The sequence below is a fragment of the Vagococcus sp. WN80Y genome (genome assembly GCF_059621045.1).
Genome location: NZ_JCAQHY010000157.1, coordinates 34,294 through 52,248 on the forward strand (window position 1 = coordinate 34,294; position 17,955 = coordinate 52,248).

Here is a 17,955-nt window from a genome sequence, read left to right on the forward strand (position 1 = left end):
ATTGTTATAATTGTTTAAAATAATCAAAGGCAAACCCTACACCAATGGCAATAGCCTCTTCCTTTGGCATCATCTTATTATGGTGTAGCTCATACGGTGAATCTACTCCCAACCAAAAAAGAGTACCAGGGAATTTATTTAATAAATAGCCAAAGTCCTCCGCAGTCATGACTGTCTGAGCTTCTTTGAACGAAACTTCTGAGTGATTTTCAGCAAAGCTCATTAACTGCTTCGTAAGTTGACGATCATTAACGACTGGTAAATACCCTTTTTGTTCCAAGCTAACCTCCACCTCACAGTTAAAGGACTGACCAATACCTCTAGCCATTTCTCGCAATCGCTGTTGAGTCAATTGATTAACTGATTGGTCCAATGATCGAATAGAACCAGCTACCTCAGCTACTTCTGGTATCACATTTGTGGCTTCTCCTGCGTGGAAACTAGCGACGGTTACTACTGCGCCAGCTGTCGGATCAACATTTCGACTGACAATAGTTTGCAACTGTTGAATAAATTGTGTGGCTGCAATAATCATATCATTCGCTAAATGCGGGTAAGCGCCATGTCCTCCTTTACCTTTAAAGCGCACGCGAAACTCACAATCTCCTGCGCACAGTGTTCCAACTTTGGTTGAAACGGTACCTACTGGTAAACTTGGCTGAATATGTAACGCATAAAGTTGATCAAATTTAATTTCAGCAAAGCAACCTGCTAAGTCCATCAACCTCCCACCTGCTTCATTTTCTTCGGCAGGTTGAAAAATGAAACAGTAATCATCTGCAAAATCTGCTTCAATCACCTTTGCCAATAGACCTAAAGCAATCGTCATATGAAAATCGTGGCCACAGGCATGCATGCGCCCCTTGTGAAGCGATTGAAAGTCTAGGCCTGTTTCTTCAGTAATTGGCAAACCATCAATGTCTGTTCGCCAGCCGATGGTTCGTTTCCCCTCTCGCCCTTTGACTTTTACCAAAATACTTGTTTGCCATGTTGAAACGGTTATTTTAGCTTGGGGCATTTCTGCAATTTTAGCTAGCAAATAAGCTTGAGTTTTAATTTCTTCTAATCCAATTTCTGGTAATTGATGTAGCTCTCGTCTGATTTGTATCAGCTCAGTAGTTGTATATACCATCTCACGCCTCCAATTTTCCTAATAAAAAGAGACTGAGACATCTTGTCCCAATCTCCGATTATTACCCTATTTTTCGTTCTGACTGTTCCTTCTCAGTCAGAGTGTACTCATTCTCTAATGTATGAGCCAAGTGATTGACTGACTTTAAAATTTCTTTACGAGTAACAATACCTGCAAAACGATTATCACTGTCAACTACAGGTATAAACGGACTGTCTACGGATAGATGTAAAATATATTCAATATCATAGGGTTGGGTAATAGTATCTATTTCAGCATCCATGACATCCTTCACACATAAATCCGTCAAATTATCAGGATCTATTTCAGTTAAATCGAACATGGCATTAACAATATCTGATAAACCAATCAAGCCAACTATTTCACCTTCTCGATTCAATACTGGAATCCTAGTGTACTTTACTTTAGTCAAAACTAACAACGCATGGTTTAACGGATTTGTATCCATCACATGAGCAACTTTTTCATCTGGTATCAAAAAACTATCTTCATTTTTCAATAGTAATGTTTTTACAGCATTCCCAATCATCTGGAGTGCCTCCTATCTTCATTTTAACACTATCACTAGTTTACCTAAATTTCTGCTAAAAATCAGCAAATTCACACTTTCTTCAGACAATTTAGCAATACTTAATAAATCGTTCCCATTTAAGCCACACCACGTATACGTATCTATTTATTAAACGTAAACTTCAGGTCAGTGATAGGCTGATGTTGATCATCATAGTATTGAACAACGTAAGTCTCGTCATTACTTTCAATAATCGCATAAGTCTTAATTTGGTAACGACCTCGAGGTAAACGAATACTTCCAGGATTTAAAGCCAATATCCCCTCAATTAATTCCACTCCAAGTTCATGGGTATGGCCAAAGAGGGCAATATTGGCCCCAACTTCCTGTCCGCGATATAGTAATTGATCGAGACTATAACGAACGTTAGCCAAATGACCATGGATCATCAAAATTGTATCTGACCCAATAGACACAACCTGTTCCTTTTTATATTCAGGATAATAATCACAGTTCCCTGTTACAACTAAAAAACTTTGCCACAGCTCATCTGTCGGTTCTAACTCTGAATCACCACAATGGAACATCCCATCAACTTTTCCTTGATAAGTCGTGACCAAATCAACTAAGCTATCACGATCGCCATGATTGTCACTGACAACTAAATATTTCATGTCTATCCCTCGCTCTCTAACCATCTTTCCCACTCTTGGTTTAAGGCTTGACTAGCAAGAGCTCGATGACTAATTTTATTTTTTTCTTGATCACTCAATTCGGCCATACTACATTCCTTACTTGGCACGTAAAACAATGGATCATAACCAAATCCATTATTACCGCGAGGGATGGATAAGATACGCCCCTCAACTTCACCTGTCACGACTAAACTTTTTTTATTAGGCCCAGCTAAAACAAGGGTACAATGAAAACGAGCCGTTCTTTTTTCAGTAGGGACATCTGTTAGTTCATGAAGTAATTTAGCATTATTTGCCCCATCACTCTTGTCTAGACCTGCATACCTTGCCGAATAAACGCCTGGTTCACCGTTTAACGCATCTACAAGCAAGCCAGAATCATCTGCTAGTACCAAGCAATTAAACTGCTGAGCGATTGTCTCCGCTTTTAGGCGAGCATTCTCTTCAAAAGTAGCACCTGTCTCTTCGACATCAGGAATTTCAGGAAAATCCAATAAGGTCTTAATTTGATAGCCTTTTTCAGCAAATAAAGCCTCAAATTCTCTTGCTTTTCCTACATTGCGAGTTGCTATCAAAATAGTTTTACTTGCCTCTATTTCAGGAATCGACTTGCTTTCAACTGACAATGCTAACTTTTGTTGCTTAATCAATTGCTTAATCCCCTTTTCACCTAAACGTAACATCTCTGTCAATTCGTCAGCTGAAAAAGTAGCTTCTTCCCCTGTTCCTTGAATTTCTACAAAACGTCCAGACTCAGTCATCACTACATTCATATCTACCAATGCAGCAAAATCTTCAACATAATCTAAATCTAAAACAGCTGAGCCTTCTGGTAAAATGCCCACACTAACTGCAGCTAAATGTTCTTTTAAAGGATCTTCCGTTAAGATATTTTCCGCAAGTAATTTAGCCACTGCTAATTTTAACGCCACAAAGGCCCCCGTTATACTAGCAGTCCGCGTCCCTCCATCGGCTTGAATCACATCACAATCAACGATCAGTGAGCGTTCCCCAAGCTTTTCTAAATCAACTACTGCTCGCAATGAACGACCGATCAATCGCTGAATTTCCATCGTTCGACCAGATATTTTTCCCTTAGCACTTTCACGGATATTACGAGTATTTGTCGCTCTGGGCAACATACTATATTCCGCCGTTACCCATCCAGTTCCCTGTCCACGTAAAAAAGGGGGGACCTTATCTTCAAATGTCGCCGCACAAATTACTTTCGTATCACCAAAACTCACTAATACTGATCCCTCTGGATGTTTTAACACTCCGGTTTCAATCTGAATAGTTCGCAATTCATCGCGTTCTCTCTTGTCATGTCTCACTTATTAGTTCCCTCACTTTATCTGGTTTGATTTCCTTAATTCATACCCCATAATCTACTCTAAACTGACTTTTTCAATCAGCAATTCTTCAAGCCCCAACCAATCTTCGCTAATATCACGGAACATGCTAACTGAACCAGTCGCATAAAACTCATGCTTTAAAGGTGCTGTACTTGGTAAAGCTGCAATTTCAAAATAATCAAGCAACATACTGACCTCTCCAACCGTTTCTGCGCCAGAATCAATTAGCTTTACCTGCTTACCTAAATAATTATGAATTAATGGTTTTAACAATGGATAGTGGGTGCACCCCAAAATCAATGTATCAATCCCACTTTGTCTAAGAGGCCGTAATGTTTCAGCCACTACCATCTTTGCCAATGGCGAATGGTACTCCTTACTCTCCACAATCGGCACAAATTTTGGACAAGCTAGCTCCACCACGTGACTGTGAGGGGACTTGGTTAATATTGCGTTGGAATAAGCCTGACTAGATACAGTCACTTGCGTTCCAATCACACCAATATCGTTGCCATTCGTTTTCTTTAAAGCAGCACGACTCCCTGGTAAAATAACCCCAACTACTGGTATATCTAGTGCTTGCTTAATCTCATCTAAAGCTACTGCAGTAGCAGTATTACATGCAATAACTAACATTTTTATATTTTTCTTTAATAAAAAAGATGTCATCTGCCAAGTGAATTCAATAACCTGCTCCACTGGTCTCGGTCCATAGGGACAGCGGGCTGTGTCACCAAGGTAGATAACTTGTTCATTAGGCAGTTGCTTGAGGGCTTCCTTAACTACCGTCAATCCACCCACGCCTGAATCAATAAAGCCAATCGCTTGTCTGTTACTCATTCCACGAACCTCAATTCTTTATTTTACACTACTTCTCTATTTTCCCTTTTTTCAGTGAAGTTTTCAAGTCTTTTGCTAAAGCTTAACGAAGTCTCTAAAAATTGTGATAGTTTACTCATTATTGCTACTAAATTCACTACTATTAGTCTTATTATTGGCTATCCCACCATTTTTACTATAAAATTAAGAAGAAATCAATTTATATTGGAGGGTTACTTATGAGAAATGTTGTGAATCAACTCGAAAAATTTACTGTTCTACGCACTATCTTTTATTTGGCATTCGGAGCTTTAATTCTGTTTAATCCGCAGCTCGTATTTAAAAGTGTGATTTATATTATTGCAGGTTATCTGGCTATTCTTGGCTTAATCAATCTATTTCAAGCTATTCGTGAAAGTAATAATAATTCTTTATTTGGTTATGAGTTCATTACTGGAGTCATGTTACTACTTTTCGCTGCAATTGTTCTTATTTTTGCGAAAGCCATCGTTAGCTTCTTACCTATTCTACTGGGTATTTTAATTGTTTTAAATGGTTTGATGCAATTAAGCTCTAATAGCAGTGGCATTAAGGAAGTTAATCCGCGGTATCGTATCAGTATCTACATTTATTGTGGCTTACTAGTAGCGGCTGGGATTCTACTAATCTTCAATCCATTTAAAACAGTTCTCATTGTCTTTAGAATTTTCGGCGGTATTCTCATATTCATGGGAGTATCTGAGTTAACTCATTATTTTCTGCAAAAAAGAATGTAGCTCTAACTAATAATTAAAATGAGAGGCGAGGATTTTTATCATCCTCGCCTCTCTTTACTTATTCATCAAACCACAAGTTTCTTGATTGCCATAAGTATTCGCTGTTCTTTTTTAGTTACACCTAATACAAAAGAATCTTGATTACCATAAACTATTGTTTCATACTTTATTGTCAGTGGCTTAATCTTTCCTTTAATTTTAGGGTACTCAGTAATCAAACGTTCCTGATATTGTCTTAAGGTTTCAGAAGGCGTTCGTATGATGTCTCGTTCCATCAAATGTAATAAACCTTCATATGACTTAACAAATGAATAATTAGGTAAACAGGTCACCTTAAACGACCACCATATCCACTTAAGTTTTTTTCTAAAAATAATACTCCCAACAATCACGATAATTAAACAAACTATTGCTAATACTCCACCAATTTTCTTCAATAGACTAGAAACCGTTGTTCCTTTTGCGTCTTCTTGTTTCAGCTCTTTTTGTTCACTACTGGATGTTGTAGGTGATACTACACTGTTTGTAGAAGATTCAGTCGAATCAGTTAGTTCTTGAGAGCTTGCAGGAACATCCTCTGCTTCTTGCTGATCTTGTTCAGTTAAAGCGGCTTGTTCGGAACTATTAAAACTCTTAGTTGGTTCAAAAGGAACCCAACCAATCCCCTCAAAATATATTTCAGGCCAGGCATGGGCATCTTTGTTTGATATACTATAGGTCTTTGTCCCATCATCATTAATAGTAGTGACTCGCCCTTCACTAAATCCCTTTGCCCAACGTGCTGGAATCCCTAACGTACGTGCCATTATCACCATCGAGCTCGAAAAGTGTTCGCAGTAGCCGGTGGGGGAATCAAATAGAAAAAAATCCACATAGTCCCGTTTAGCTGGGACACTTTTTGCTTCTTCCAGTGAATAACGAAATTGATCATCATTTTTTAAATAGTTCTCCAATGCTTTCATCTTTTCGTAATCACTCGTACTGCCTGCTGTTATCTTTCTAGCTAGCTCTCCTACTCGCTCTGGTAAACCGCTCGGTAATTGGCGATATATCTCCTCGCTACCCGACGGTCCTCGCGCTTGACTCCCCTGCAAATCAGCTAGTGTATACTTGGGTGGATAATAATCATAGCTGATGCTACTTTCCGATGCATAATCCGCACTCAATTTAACATAAACTCGATTGTTTTGAGAGCTATATTCAATCGCTCGATTATAGCGATAGGTTGAAGGGAGACGCCAGGTAATCTTACCTTGTGGCTTAGGAAGATACCTAATAGGATTTGGTAAAATTAATTCAATTGGGAGGCTACTTTCTTCGTAGCGACTGTGCTTCTCATCAATAGTTATCGTCTCTTGATCCAGAATTACCTTGTCAGTTTGACTACTTCCCCATCCACGCCCATTATATATTTCCTTATTTTCGACCTTCCAATAATGGGCTTGAGCTTGTCTTGCTAAAAAAACGACTTCATTATTAGGTAGCACTGGACCACCCAGTTCACTATCATTTTCACTGAAACCAGTAGTAGCTGATTCACCATTTCCTTGAGCAAATTCTATCATCTGGTAAAACGCGCTGGTTCTTAAATTAGACCTTAATGGCTGAGTTTGTAGTTCAATCGCTTCCTGTATACGAGGCAGCCATTTAGGCAGTTGCCACGCCAATAGTAAGCAACATACTAATGATATCACAGCAGCCCTCTGATCTTTCCAAAATTCTATCGCTGGTCTTTCATTGCGACCTAACCAAATACTTAAAACAAAGCCAGACAGCAACAATTGGATAATCTCAAAAAAATGATCCGTTTGATTAAAGACTGTTAATATCAGTAGGTAACTTAGAACCGCTAAAAACGGCATCATCCAAAGTTCATAAGTAATGATTAGTTTAACTAACATAATCATAAACACCCCAATAAAGAGTAACGCAATCGGAGAGGGCAAAAATTGGAACTCAGCTCTCTGAGCTGGATCTGCGTATTGTAAAATATAACTAAAGAAAGAACGAATCCAACCAACCGTAAAGGCACGATTCGAAGGAAAATACCGATGACAAATAAAAAGTAACGCTATTATCTGGATAGGTAACTCAATCACCCACTTAACTTTAAGTACGGCCATAACAATGATTAAAAATAAGTAAAGATACAGCCAACTAATTGTTCCTAAACCGTTGGCTTCTACAAATGATCCAATTCCACTTCCAATCAAGCTAATGGTCCAGATAGCAGTTATAATGTCCCGACGTTCATATTTAATCATCGTCCCCTCCTTTCTATTAAACTAAAACGTTTGATAATCTAATTTACCTTGATGTCCATAAAAAATGACAACCACTTGATTTTGTTGGCGTAATTCTTCGCTCGCTTTAATTAGCTCTTTAGAGTAGCGCACAGCAAGAATAACTACTTTTCTATTCGTTAACCCGATGCGTCTAACTGCTTGAACCAATGTTTTTTCATTATGCACAGGTTGCCCACCAGCAATCATCTCAGGCAACACATGAGCCATTTCTTGCTTTTCATCCTGATACATCAACCATTCTGACGCCCCTAGTTGACTATTATTTAAAAATAGTGAATAAAAAGAGGCCAACATCTCTTCATAAAACTGACCCTCATTGCCATAAAAAAGAACTGACACTTCTTCCTTACGCTCATCTTCCATTTCTTTTATGATTAAATGATTGCGTTTAGCAGATAATTTCCAATCAATTTGATTTAATTGATCCTCTTCACGGTAATCACGAAATGCCTTGATGTCTTGACTTTTGGTAAAATTAGACGTTGATGCTAACATTTTTAGTGTTTTCAAGAGAATAAGAATCTCCTGACTATCAGCAAACGCCAAGGAGGGCATGACCATTAGTATCGTATCAACTGGAAAACGAGCTGTTTTCCGTAACACATTGAACATATCCTTGCTAACAAATGCAACCTGAATAGATTGATAGACACCACGTCCGAGCACATCATCAAGTTCAGCCTTAAAATTAAGTGAATACTTGCTGTCTCTTTCTTTCTCGATTAGCTCAAATTGATCCTCAGGCAACTCAAGTACGCCACTCAAATTAGAGGGCATCCCAACTGGCCTTTTCTCATTCACTAACAACTTAATAGGTAACTTTTCACGACTACCTTGAGTAACACTAATTACGGGAGGCATCACAACACGATAGTGGCTTATCCGGCCTCTCATGGACAATAGGGAGCTTATCAAAATAAATATAAAAAAATAAACAAGAAACCAACCAACTCGTATATTAAAGGTAATGGCAAATAAGCTAATGACTACCATAATAGCTAACCAAAATAAATTATTGGCAATTGAAATAATTGACCACTTTTTTTTCATCACTAATTACCTACGGGTACGGCAACTGCATCTTGAATGTCAGTCAGTACTTGCTGAAGTGCATTAGTCTCACGGTTACTCCCATGCTTCAATAATAATCGATGACCAAAGACAGGCTCAAGAACCGTTTTAAAATCATCTGGCACGCAGTAATCTCGCCCTTCCGTTAAAGCGAAAGCTTTAGCCGCTTGTACAAAAGCTAGTGAACCACGAGGACTAACGCCTACTCTAACTTTCCCATGTGTCCGACTTTGTCTAACAAGTGATACCGCATAGTCATATAATCGGGGATCAACATAAATTTCTTTCACTAATTCTCGAAATAAACTAACTTCCCGAATACTCAAGACCCCTTTAGTTTGTTTTAATTTTACTTGTCGATCTTGTCCAGATACGAGTGCTAACTCTTGCTGATGACTGGGGTAACCAATACTTAATCTAAATAAAAATCGATCTAATTGAGCCTCTGGCAAAGGATAGGTCCCTTCATAGTCAGCTGGATTTTGTGTTGCTAGGACGAAAAATAAAGGATTTAATGGATATGTTTGATTGTCAATCGTTACTTGCTTCTCAGACATTGCTTCAAGCAAAGCAGCCTGACTTCTTGGAGTGGTCCGGTTAATTTCATCTGCAAGTAAAATATCAGTAAAAATTGGACCTGGTCTAAACTCAAACTCCTGAGATCCTTTATTAAATATTGAGACTCCTACAATATCTGCTGGCAGTAAGTCTGGCGTAAATTGGACCCTATTTACCTTGCATTGAATCGTTTTTCCTAAAGTTTTGGCGAACATTGTTTTACCTACACCAGGAATATCTTCAAACAACACATGCCCTTCTGCCAAAAGTGCCGTAATTGCCAACTGAATGACATCACGCTTTCCTACAATAATTTTTTCTATCTCTGTCACCAAACGATCTATTTTCATTTTAGCCTCGGCTACACTGATTGTTTCCATCAATTATCCTCCCTGTCTTGCATTTAATTATTTATATTAGCTTTCAATAAAAAAAGATTGAGCAACCTATTCGCTAATCTTTCTTTATTTGGCTAATTATTTAAACATCCTTACGTTCTATTCTATAGATATCTCACCTAAACATCAATCAGGAGTTCTATTTTTTTATCTAAAGTTTCATAAACAAAAAATAATCGCTGTTCCGCTAGCAACTCTTGTTTCATTTTATCACTAGTAACGGTATAATAAACTTAGTCACATCAACTGACAATTCAAAAAAAATATAGCTTTCCGAGATAGTAGTTAATTATAACATTAGCCTACTTACACTCATTTGCTATTCAATTAGGAGGAGTAAGAATGAAATACGTCATAGGTGATTTTAATATGACTGAAACAGCATTTTGGAATTCAATTATTTTTACAACTATTATTGCTTTAATCGGAGTGGTAATTTCAATACTAGTAAGCTATCTTGCTGTAAAAAAAATCACAACAAAAAATAATGAGCAATTAAATGAGCTAGTTGACAAAGCAATTGAGACGCAAACAGAGCTCAACAAAGCACAGCTAGCAAATCAAGAAGCTCTAAATGAAAATCAAACTCATTTACAAGCGGACTTACTAAAACAAAATAAAGAAGTAACAAACCAACAATTAGCTGCCTCATTAAATGCTAATGCTCAATTGGAATGGGTGAAAGATGTTCGCCAACTAGTAGCTCTTTATATCACTGCAACAACCAAACTTTCCCAAACCCTCTCGAGCCTCTACGCAACCCATAGAATCTTAAGTGATTCAGAAGATCGAGCAATCTCTCGAGGCTATGATCTAGAAACTGTTTTGATTGATGATTACGCTCCTGTGATCTTACAACGTTATCAAAATGATCGTCATAATTATGCAGCGAATAAAGAAGCCTACGATCACCAGCAATCTGAAATAATTGAATTAGCAACACGAATAAATTTATATTTTGGAGCTAATCCGGAGCATGAATTATTAAGGTCTAAAGTTCGTTGGTTCCTAACAGCAGAACGCGATTTTTTTAAATCTATTGAAGAAGCAGATGACTTAACTGCAATTAAATTAAGCCACCAATACGCGAATAATATTGATGATTTAAGCGAAATATTTCGTCACCATTTTGATAAAATTTTGACAATTGATTTATAATATCACTACACAAAATGAGGCAAAGACTTGTATTAAGTCCTTGCCTCATTTAATTAAGAGATTAAAATTAATTACTCAGCTTGACGATTAATTACCATCATAATGTCGTCAAATAATAATTGAGTCTCTTTCTTTGTATCTAATAATTCCTGATAAAGCACTTTTAAATTGCTACTAAAATCTAAATTATCTTGCGCCGAATAATAATCAGGCTTATATTGAACATTTTGATTCTGTGCCATCTGATCATCAAGTTGCTCTTTCAACTCTTCATTATGTTCTATGTACCTACTTAACTCCACTTTTGATAATGCCAGCTCTTCTTCCAAACGACTAATAATTGATTTCGTCTCATCTTCTATAGGGAGGTCTACTATCTCTGATCGACTATTTTTAATACGTTTCAGTAACTGCCCCTTTGTCCTCTCCAACTCAGCTTCTAGTTCAGTTACTTTTTTTGACTCTTCTTCACTACTATCTTGCAGTTGATTTTGAAGTTGATTTGCTTTTTCCACCTCAGCTGTAAGTTGTTTTTGTAACAGTTGATTTTCAGATTCAATGTTTTTATAGTATTGAATCTGCTTTAAATCAATTTCACGTTGCAGTTCAATAGCTTCTTTTTCACGTCTCAATTCATAAAACTCTGATTTAAGTAATTCTTTTTCTTTATTTTTACTCTTTTTTAATAATTCAACTTGCGTTTTTAAGGCTTCTATTCGCTGAAGCAACTCGTCTTCAGTCAATTTCTTTTTGCCAACTGAAGTAGCCGTAGACTTGCCGATAACTGGTGAGGGCATCTCTTTTTTCACAGTACTAGCATTTGGCTTTACTGTGCGACTCTCATTAGATCTTGTTAATTTTTTATCATCTTTAACTTTAGCAGCTGCCTCTTCATCAATTGACCCGTCATCAGTATCTGAGTAGTAATAATAATTACTATTTTTCAATTTTTTTAATAATTCAAACAATCTCATCACCCACTTTTATCATTTAATCTACCACCAAAGCTTGACCAACAATTAGCGCACTTTGAGAAAGCTTATTTGCTTCAATCAAATGGCTCACGCTAACTTTATATTCCTTAGCAATATCAGATAGTGTTTCATTCTCCTTTACAATGTGCGTTTTTCTCAGCATCAACTCTTCAAATATCATATTCTTTCGAACGAAATTAGAATCCATAGTTCTTTTTCCATTATCAAAATCGGTCAAATTATACAATTCAATAATTATATTCAAATTTTGAGCGTAATTAGGATCTTCAGCATAACGTGATGTCAAAAAAGAAGTTGCTCCACGATAATTAATATTTTGACTGCGCCAAGAGCCCCCATAAAAATCAGGATTTGAGGATATCCCTTCTCTAATTAGTTCAACATAATCATTTAGAGATTCTTCATAGGAGGCATACTTGCGATACTCAATGTAGGTATCAGCATTGTCATTAATCTCGCCATCCGTCCACTTCACAAATTCGTCTTTAAATCTACCCTTTATTGAAAACAAATTGTTAATAGTAGGCTGACAAAGTTGACCTCTCCCAAAATCCGAAGCTAACAATGCTTGAGCAATCATCACCGAAGCGTACAAATCATTAGTCTCAGCAACTTCAGAGGCCTTATCACCAATCATTTTAATTAGGATAATAGCCTCGTCATCGTCAACTTGCTCAGCAATTACAGGTTCTACAGTAACGCCTAAAAAACAGGACATAACTAACAAAGAAAGAAAACAATAGTTGATCGATCGTTTAACAGTCACTGTAGAACCTCCTCACGTGTTTGTCTATATTTTAAAATCAATTTCAGACATTTTAGCTAGCCGTTCAATTAATTCTTTGTACAATCCATTTACACTTTCCTGAGAAGCTTTAATCTCATCAGAAATTGAATTAGCCTTGTTACCAATATCAAACAATTCTTGTCTTGCAGACTCAATATTAACCGTAATACTTTCTTCTGCTTCAGTAATCATACGAGCTGCTTGTTCTTTAGCGACTAACATTACTTCGCCAATCCCTTGTTGAGATCTAGCAGACTCTTCTCGTAATTGTTGGTTAGCAAGCATTAACTCATTAATTTTTTTCTTGCTTTGAACTAAATCTTCTTGAGAAGATGACACTGATAATTGACTCAACTCAGTTTCTAAACTATTGATTTTCATTTTTGCCAAAGTAAGCTCATCAGATAAATCAGAATTAACACTGTTATCGGCTACAGGAATGTTGCTTACAATCTCTTCTAATTCAGCAATTTTTGCAGACTTCTCTCTTAGCTCTCGCTCTTTTTGAGCAATTGCTTCCTCTTTTGCTAAGACAATTGCTTCTTTTTCTGATAATTGAGAAGCTAGACGATCCATTTCAGAATTATCAGCGGCGGCTGTCTGACTAGCTTTTAGCTGATTCAACTCTTTTTCTTTTTTAGAGAATTTTTGTTCCCAATCTTCATTTTCACTAATTGTTTTACTTAACAACTCTTCTGAATATGAATTTTTAAATTTTTCGCTCTCTAACTCTAATTTGACCTGTTCTAACTCCGATTGCAACTCTTGAATATTTTCCATAATAAATCTACTCCTCTAAATTTCAACATTTTTATTTTTTGACCGCTTCTTTTAAGATGCCATCTTCTTCATAATACAACTGACTCACTTTCTGATACTGTAACTTATCATCATAATAAGTAAAAGTAAAATCAACAATTGAAACCTGTGGAACCTTATTAATATCTGTCACTAAAGCCGGTAAATTCTTTTGAGTTTGTAGAAACTGCTCTTTCGTTAACCCAACAACAAAAACAGATAGAGTCAAGGTAGTTCCCCTAATTATTGTAACACTATTTTCACCAATATATGGAATTAATTTTTTCGAAAGTGAGATTTCATTGTCAATTTGTGATCCAGATTCTTTTTTTAACACATCTTCCCAAGAAAATTGACTAATATCCCAAGAATCACCTTTATATTTTTTTAGTTGAACTGAACTATCGGTGCCATTATTTTTTTTTTTTCAAGAACTGTCTGATCTGTTACTATTGTTATATCATCTTTTATAGCTAAGAGATTAATTAAAACAAACGATATAACTACCACAATTACAACGAAAAGAATAATCGCCACATTTGAGACTTTATGTTTTTGAATTTGACGCCGATGATTCATCGCTTTTAATTCTTTTCGATCTTTCGGAGGCTCAATCGTAAAATAATTAATATATATAAGATACTCACGTATCAGATAAATTGATAAAACGATTATAAAGACAATTAAAGCCACTGTAAATAATGTAAACATCATGTCTTTCTCCTCGCCTCATAATAATTATTTTTGATTATCACTTCTCGACTCAACGTAACCTTCAACAGTTGAAAGTAACGTATTAACTTGATAATCAAAACGACTTTTCAATTTCTCAACACGCGCATGTAGGTCTCGTTCCTCGCCTAAGAGCTCCTGATTCTTAGTTTTTACAAATAACTCAGCTTCAGCTTTACTCTCACGAGCGTCTTGTCTGACGTTTTCCGCTTCTATTTCTGCTTCCTCACGAATTTCTTTTGCAATTCGCTTAGCTTCTTCCTCTTTTGTCATAATGATAGCTTGTATGTTTGCTTCACTAAATGCTTCATCTGCTTCACGTTCTTTTTGAGCGTGATAACGATCCACTTCATATCTTTTATTTCGAGCATAATCTTCTGCTGCCGTTTTAACTTGGTCAGCGTAAACCTCAGCTTCTGTTTTCTTACTTTGGTAATAAACATCCGCTTGTTTTTCAGTTTGATCCAATTCTTTCTTTCTAGAAACTACATAGTTATCAGCCTCTAATTTCACTTCTTGACTATAACGGTCTATTTCATCCAATTGACTTGCCTGTTGTTCCTCAAACCTCTCTTTACTCAAGTCAATTTCTTGTTGAACTCTCTGAACATAACGATTAGCCTCTGCCTTAATCTTTTCAGCATACTCTTCGGCCTCTGTTCGCGAACTCTCTACTTGAGAATTAGTTCGTGTTTCCAAATTAATGAGCTCTTTAGTTTTAGTTTCAGCATAGTCATCAGCTTCACGCATGATTTTTTCTGCATAATCTTCTGCATCTGTCTGCGCTTTTTTCAATACTTGGGTGGCCTCTTTTAGACGAATATCTAATTCTTTTCGTTGCTCTGCTACATAGCTAGCCCCAGTCGCTTTCAACTCAGAAATTTGAGCCTCTGCTTCAATTACTTTTCTTTGTAAATCTTCACTTAATTCAGTCTCGGTCATGGCCGCCTGTCGTTGTTTGGCTTCTAAATAGCTATCTGCTTCTCTTTTCACTCGACTAACATATAAATCAGCTTCCGATTTTTGGGTCTGTAATTGCGCTTTGATATCTTGTTCGGCGAGCTCTACTTCTTTAGATTTCCGCTCGGCATAACGATCAGCCGCAATTTTAACTTTTCTCGCATATGAATCAACTTCAGCCTTACTAGTTTGTTCTGCAATCACTAGCTCTACCTGGCTGTTATCTAATTCTTTTTTCTCAGCAACAATCTGAGCTTTTTCGTGTTCAATCTGAGTCTCAATCTCTTCCTTTTTAGCCATCAAATTAATCAACTGATTGCTTAACTCTGTTTCGCTCTTAGCAATTTCTTCATTTTTAGTTCGAGCGTATTTATTAGCCTCAGATCTAACACGGTCAGCATAAGTATCTGCTTCCTCTTGTTTAACAAGTATCCGTTGCATTGCCTCACTGTCATTTTTCTCTACTTCTTTATTCTTACGTTCGGCATATTGATTTGCAGCTTTTTTTACTTTATCCGCGTAGGCATTTGCTTTCGCACGCTTCTCATTTAAACTACTGATTACATCATTTTCATGTTGATTAACTTCTTTTTTCTTACGATTAACATATAAATCAGCATCACTTCTGATTTTTTCTACATAGGTATCAATCGCTTCCTGTTTCTCAGTTAGCTCCGCAATTGAATCAGCAGCTTTTTTAGCAATTCGCTGATCTTTCTCAGCTACATACTTATCGGCTGCTTCTTTCATTAGATTTAATTGCGCTTCAAATACTTTCCGCTCTTCTTCTAAACGCTGATTTTGTGCGGCTTCTTGTTCTTCTAATCGACGATTATAATCAACTCCATAAGCTTCAGCCTCGAGCCTAATCTTTTGACTATATTCCTTAGCCTCATTTTTTTCAGCAATTGACCATTCTTCTAACTCTTTTTTTGCGTGTTCAATCTCTTCGTTACTTCGAGTTACAAACTCGTCGGTTTCTACTCTTAATTGAGTGATTTGCTCCTCGGCTGCCCTGTGTTGAGCTTCGATTGTAGTCGCAGCTTCTGCATATTTCTCAATAATTTCAGCCTCTGCCTGCACTGAATTTTCTTCAATAATAGTGTCTGCTTTAGATAATTTTTCATCTATTTCTGCTTGCTTTTCTTTCACGTAATCATCAGTAGCTTTTTTAGCTGCTATCATCTCTTCTTCCGCAGCCATCAGCTTCTCTTGATACTCTTTTTCTAATTGTTCTTGACGAGCATCTATTTCAGCTTTCATGACCACTGCAAAATCATCAGCCTTTTTCCTGATTTTTTCGGCTTCCGATTTCAATTTATCTATTTCATTTTGTTGTTTAGTTACATACTCATCGGCGTCACTTTTAACCTGATTCGCGTATTTTTCAACTTCCGTTCTTTTTTCTTTAAATGAGGCTTCGCGTTCACTTTCTTGTGATTCAGATTTAGCCTTTAATGATTCAGCAGTCTCTCTCACTTCAGAAGCATATTGATCCGCTTCTGCTTTAAGTTTCACAATATTAGCCTCAGCTTCAAGAATTTTTTGCTTCTGTTTTTCTTCAAATGACGCTTCTGACTCTTTTATTTTATTAGTAACAGTCAACACATAGCGATCAGCTTCTTCTTTTACCTTAAGAGCATAACTATCCGCTTCTGCTTTATGAGTTTTAAAGTAACTATCACTTTCCGCTTTCTGCTTATCTATATACTCTTGAGCTTCTGTTTTCATACTAGCTATTGCGTGTTTAGCTTGAATCTCACGAGAGTGTTCAGCTTCTTCGCGTTCTACTTGAGTTTGCTCAGCAGCTTTTTTGATTTTTTCAGCATAATTTTTTGCTTCTAATTTAATCTGAATTGCTTCATTTTTGACAAAACTAATACGAGCCTCAGCTTCTTTTAACTCATCTTTATTTTGATTAGCTTTCGCAGTAAGTGATTCAGCGTATTCCTTAGCCTCTTGGGTTATCTTGCCTGCGATCTCATTTGCCTCATTGATTTTCGATTGAACTAAATCAGTAATTCCAGCCTGCTCTCTAGAGGCCTCTAACCTTATTTCTTTGGCAAACGTCTCAGCTTCCTGGCGAATTTTTTCTGCCTCATTCTCTGCCTCTTGCAATTTCTCTTTAAACGCAGCATCGACCTCATCAATACTTTTAACAACGCTCAATTTTTTCTCTGAGGCATAGTCATCAGCTTCACTTTTAATTTTTTGAGCATAGACTTCTGCCTCAGATATTGCCTCAGATATTGCCTCACGCTTTACTTCCGCAATAATTGATTCAGATTGACGCAGAGCATTTTTTTGAGCATTTTCAATAATTGATTCAGCATTATTCTTAGCCGCCAACAAATAAACCGCCATCACATCATCAATACTCTTATCCTCAACTAGGGCATCTTTTACTAATTCTAAAATATCACCTGTTTCATTAAAATAACGATGAGCCTCGACTATTTCTGCTGGACCTAATTTATCAGATTGAATCTGGTTGGAATAGTCCAAATACTTACTAACTTCTGTCATCAACAGCTGATTATTTTCAATATACCGTTTCTGCTGCAATGCTAATTTATGATTTTCTAATTTAATTTTGGAGAATTCTTCAAATAAAACATTGAAGTTTTTTTGTAACTCCATATTCTGCTTCTCATGTTGATCGTTAATACCAACCATATTAGTTTCAATTTCCTTTCCAGCCACGCTTAAATAACTCCTTCATATTAAGTAATTGTCTGTTTTATCACCAGTTAAACTACCTGTTAGACTTTTATTTGTGTTCCGTCACGTATAATATATAAAATAATTGTAGAAAACGTTCATTCAATTAAATTTTACTATTGTCACTGTTCCTTTTATTAAGTTTGAATAAAATACTCTTCA

16 protein-coding genes are annotated in these 17,955 nt (G+C 36.6%); 2 read left to right on the forward strand and 14 right to left on the reverse strand.

Annotated features, from left to right (window positions below; genetic code table 11):
• Positions 1-4: 4 nt before the first annotated feature.
• From AC5KOD_RS12995 to racE, 5 genes are all read right to left on the reverse strand, one after another.
• Positions 5-1,132: an N-acetyldiaminopimelate deacetylase gene (locus tag AC5KOD_RS12995; protein WP_496914997.1), complete on the reverse strand. Its 1,128-nt coding sequence runs from the start codon at positions 1,130-1,132 to the stop codon at positions 5-7.
• A gap of 61 nt (positions 1,133-1,193) precedes the next feature.
• Complete coding sequence (gene cbpB, locus AC5KOD_RS13000) at positions 1,194-1,682, reverse strand: cyclic-di-AMP-binding protein CbpB (protein WP_496914998.1); 489 nt, start codon at positions 1,680-1,682, stop codon at positions 1,194-1,196.
• A gap of 143 nt (positions 1,683-1,825) precedes the next feature.
• Positions 1,826-2,338 carry a metallophosphoesterase gene (locus AC5KOD_RS13005; protein WP_496914999.1) on the reverse strand — a complete coding sequence of 171 codons (513 nt, stop codon included), beginning with the start codon at positions 2,336-2,338 and terminating at the stop codon, positions 1,826-1,828.
• A gap of 2 nt (positions 2,339-2,340) precedes the next feature.
• Positions 2,341-3,693, reverse strand: coding sequence for a ribonuclease PH (rph, locus tag AC5KOD_RS13010; protein WP_496915000.1), 1,353 nt, complete (start codon positions 3,691-3,693; stop codon positions 2,341-2,343).
• Between the two features lie 54 nt (positions 3,694-3,747).
• Positions 3,748-4,554, reverse strand: coding sequence for a glutamate racemase (gene racE / locus AC5KOD_RS13015; RefSeq protein WP_496915001.1), 807 nt, complete (start codon positions 4,552-4,554; stop codon positions 3,748-3,750).
• 218 nt (positions 4,555-4,772) lie between these two features.
• Here racE and AC5KOD_RS13020 point away from each other — a divergent pair, with 218 nt between their 5' ends.
• Positions 4,773-5,309 carry an HdeD family acid-resistance protein gene (locus tag AC5KOD_RS13020; RefSeq protein WP_496915002.1) on the forward strand — a complete coding sequence of 179 codons (537 nt, stop codon included), beginning with the start codon at positions 4,773-4,775 and terminating at the stop codon, positions 5,307-5,309.
• A gap of 65 nt (positions 5,310-5,374) precedes the next feature.
• Here AC5KOD_RS13020 and AC5KOD_RS13025 read toward each other — a convergent pair whose 3' ends face one another.
• From AC5KOD_RS13025 to AC5KOD_RS13035, 3 genes are read right to left on the reverse strand one after another with little or no spacing between them, the layout of a single operon-like run.
• A complete protein-coding gene (locus tag AC5KOD_RS13025; RefSeq protein ID WP_496915003.1) occupies positions 5,375-7,573 on the reverse strand; it encodes a transglutaminase-like domain-containing protein in 2,199 nt (732 codons plus the stop codon).
• 21 nt (positions 7,574-7,594) lie between these two features.
• Positions 7,595-8,665: a DUF58 domain-containing protein gene (locus AC5KOD_RS13030; RefSeq protein ID WP_496915004.1), complete on the reverse strand. Its 1,071-nt coding sequence runs from the start codon at positions 8,663-8,665 to the stop codon at positions 7,595-7,597.
• A 2-nt stretch (positions 8,666-8,667) separates the two neighbouring features.
• The gene (locus AC5KOD_RS13035) at positions 8,668-9,624 is read right to left on the reverse strand and encodes an AAA family ATPase (protein ID WP_496915005.1); all 957 of its coding nucleotides are present in this window, start codon (positions 9,622-9,624) and stop codon (positions 8,668-8,670) included.
• 360 nt (positions 9,625-9,984) lie between these two features.
• On the opposite strand from AC5KOD_RS13035, the gene AC5KOD_RS13040 reads away from it, so the two are divergent.
• Positions 9,985-10,800 (forward strand): hypothetical protein, encoded by an 816-nt coding sequence (locus tag AC5KOD_RS13040; RefSeq protein ID WP_496915006.1) that lies wholly within the window; start codon positions 9,985-9,987, stop codon positions 10,798-10,800.
• A gap of 71 nt (positions 10,801-10,871) precedes the next feature.
• Here AC5KOD_RS13040 and AC5KOD_RS13045 read toward each other — a convergent pair whose 3' ends face one another.
• The 6 genes from AC5KOD_RS13045 to AC5KOD_RS13070 are packed head-to-tail and all read right to left on the reverse strand — an operon-like array spanning position 10,872 to position 17,775.
• Positions 10,872-11,768: a hypothetical protein gene (locus tag AC5KOD_RS13045; RefSeq protein WP_496915007.1), complete on the reverse strand. Its 897-nt coding sequence runs from the start codon at positions 11,766-11,768 to the stop codon at positions 10,872-10,874.
• 22 nt (positions 11,769-11,790) lie between these two features.
• Entirely contained in the window at positions 11,791-12,561 is a 771-nt protein-coding gene (locus AC5KOD_RS13050) for a LysM peptidoglycan-binding domain-containing protein (RefSeq protein ID WP_496915008.1), read from the reverse strand.
• Positions 12,562-12,585: 24 nt separating this feature from the next.
• Positions 12,586-13,362: a hypothetical protein gene (locus AC5KOD_RS13055; protein WP_496915009.1), complete on the reverse strand. Its 777-nt coding sequence runs from the start codon at positions 13,360-13,362 to the stop codon at positions 12,586-12,588.
• Between the two features lie 31 nt (positions 13,363-13,393).
• A complete protein-coding gene (locus tag AC5KOD_RS13060; protein WP_496915010.1) occupies positions 13,394-13,717 on the reverse strand; it encodes a hypothetical protein in 324 nt (107 codons plus the stop codon).
• 50 nt (positions 13,718-13,767) lie between these two features.
• Positions 13,768-14,094 carry a hypothetical protein gene (locus tag AC5KOD_RS13065; RefSeq protein ID WP_496915011.1) on the reverse strand — a complete coding sequence of 109 codons (327 nt, stop codon included), beginning with the start codon at positions 14,092-14,094 and terminating at the stop codon, positions 13,768-13,770.
• 24 nt (positions 14,095-14,118) lie between these two features.
• Complete coding sequence (locus AC5KOD_RS13070; protein WP_496915012.1) at positions 14,119-17,775, reverse strand: hypothetical protein; 3,657 nt, start codon at positions 17,773-17,775, stop codon at positions 14,119-14,121.
• Positions 17,776-17,955: the final 180 nt, after the last annotated feature.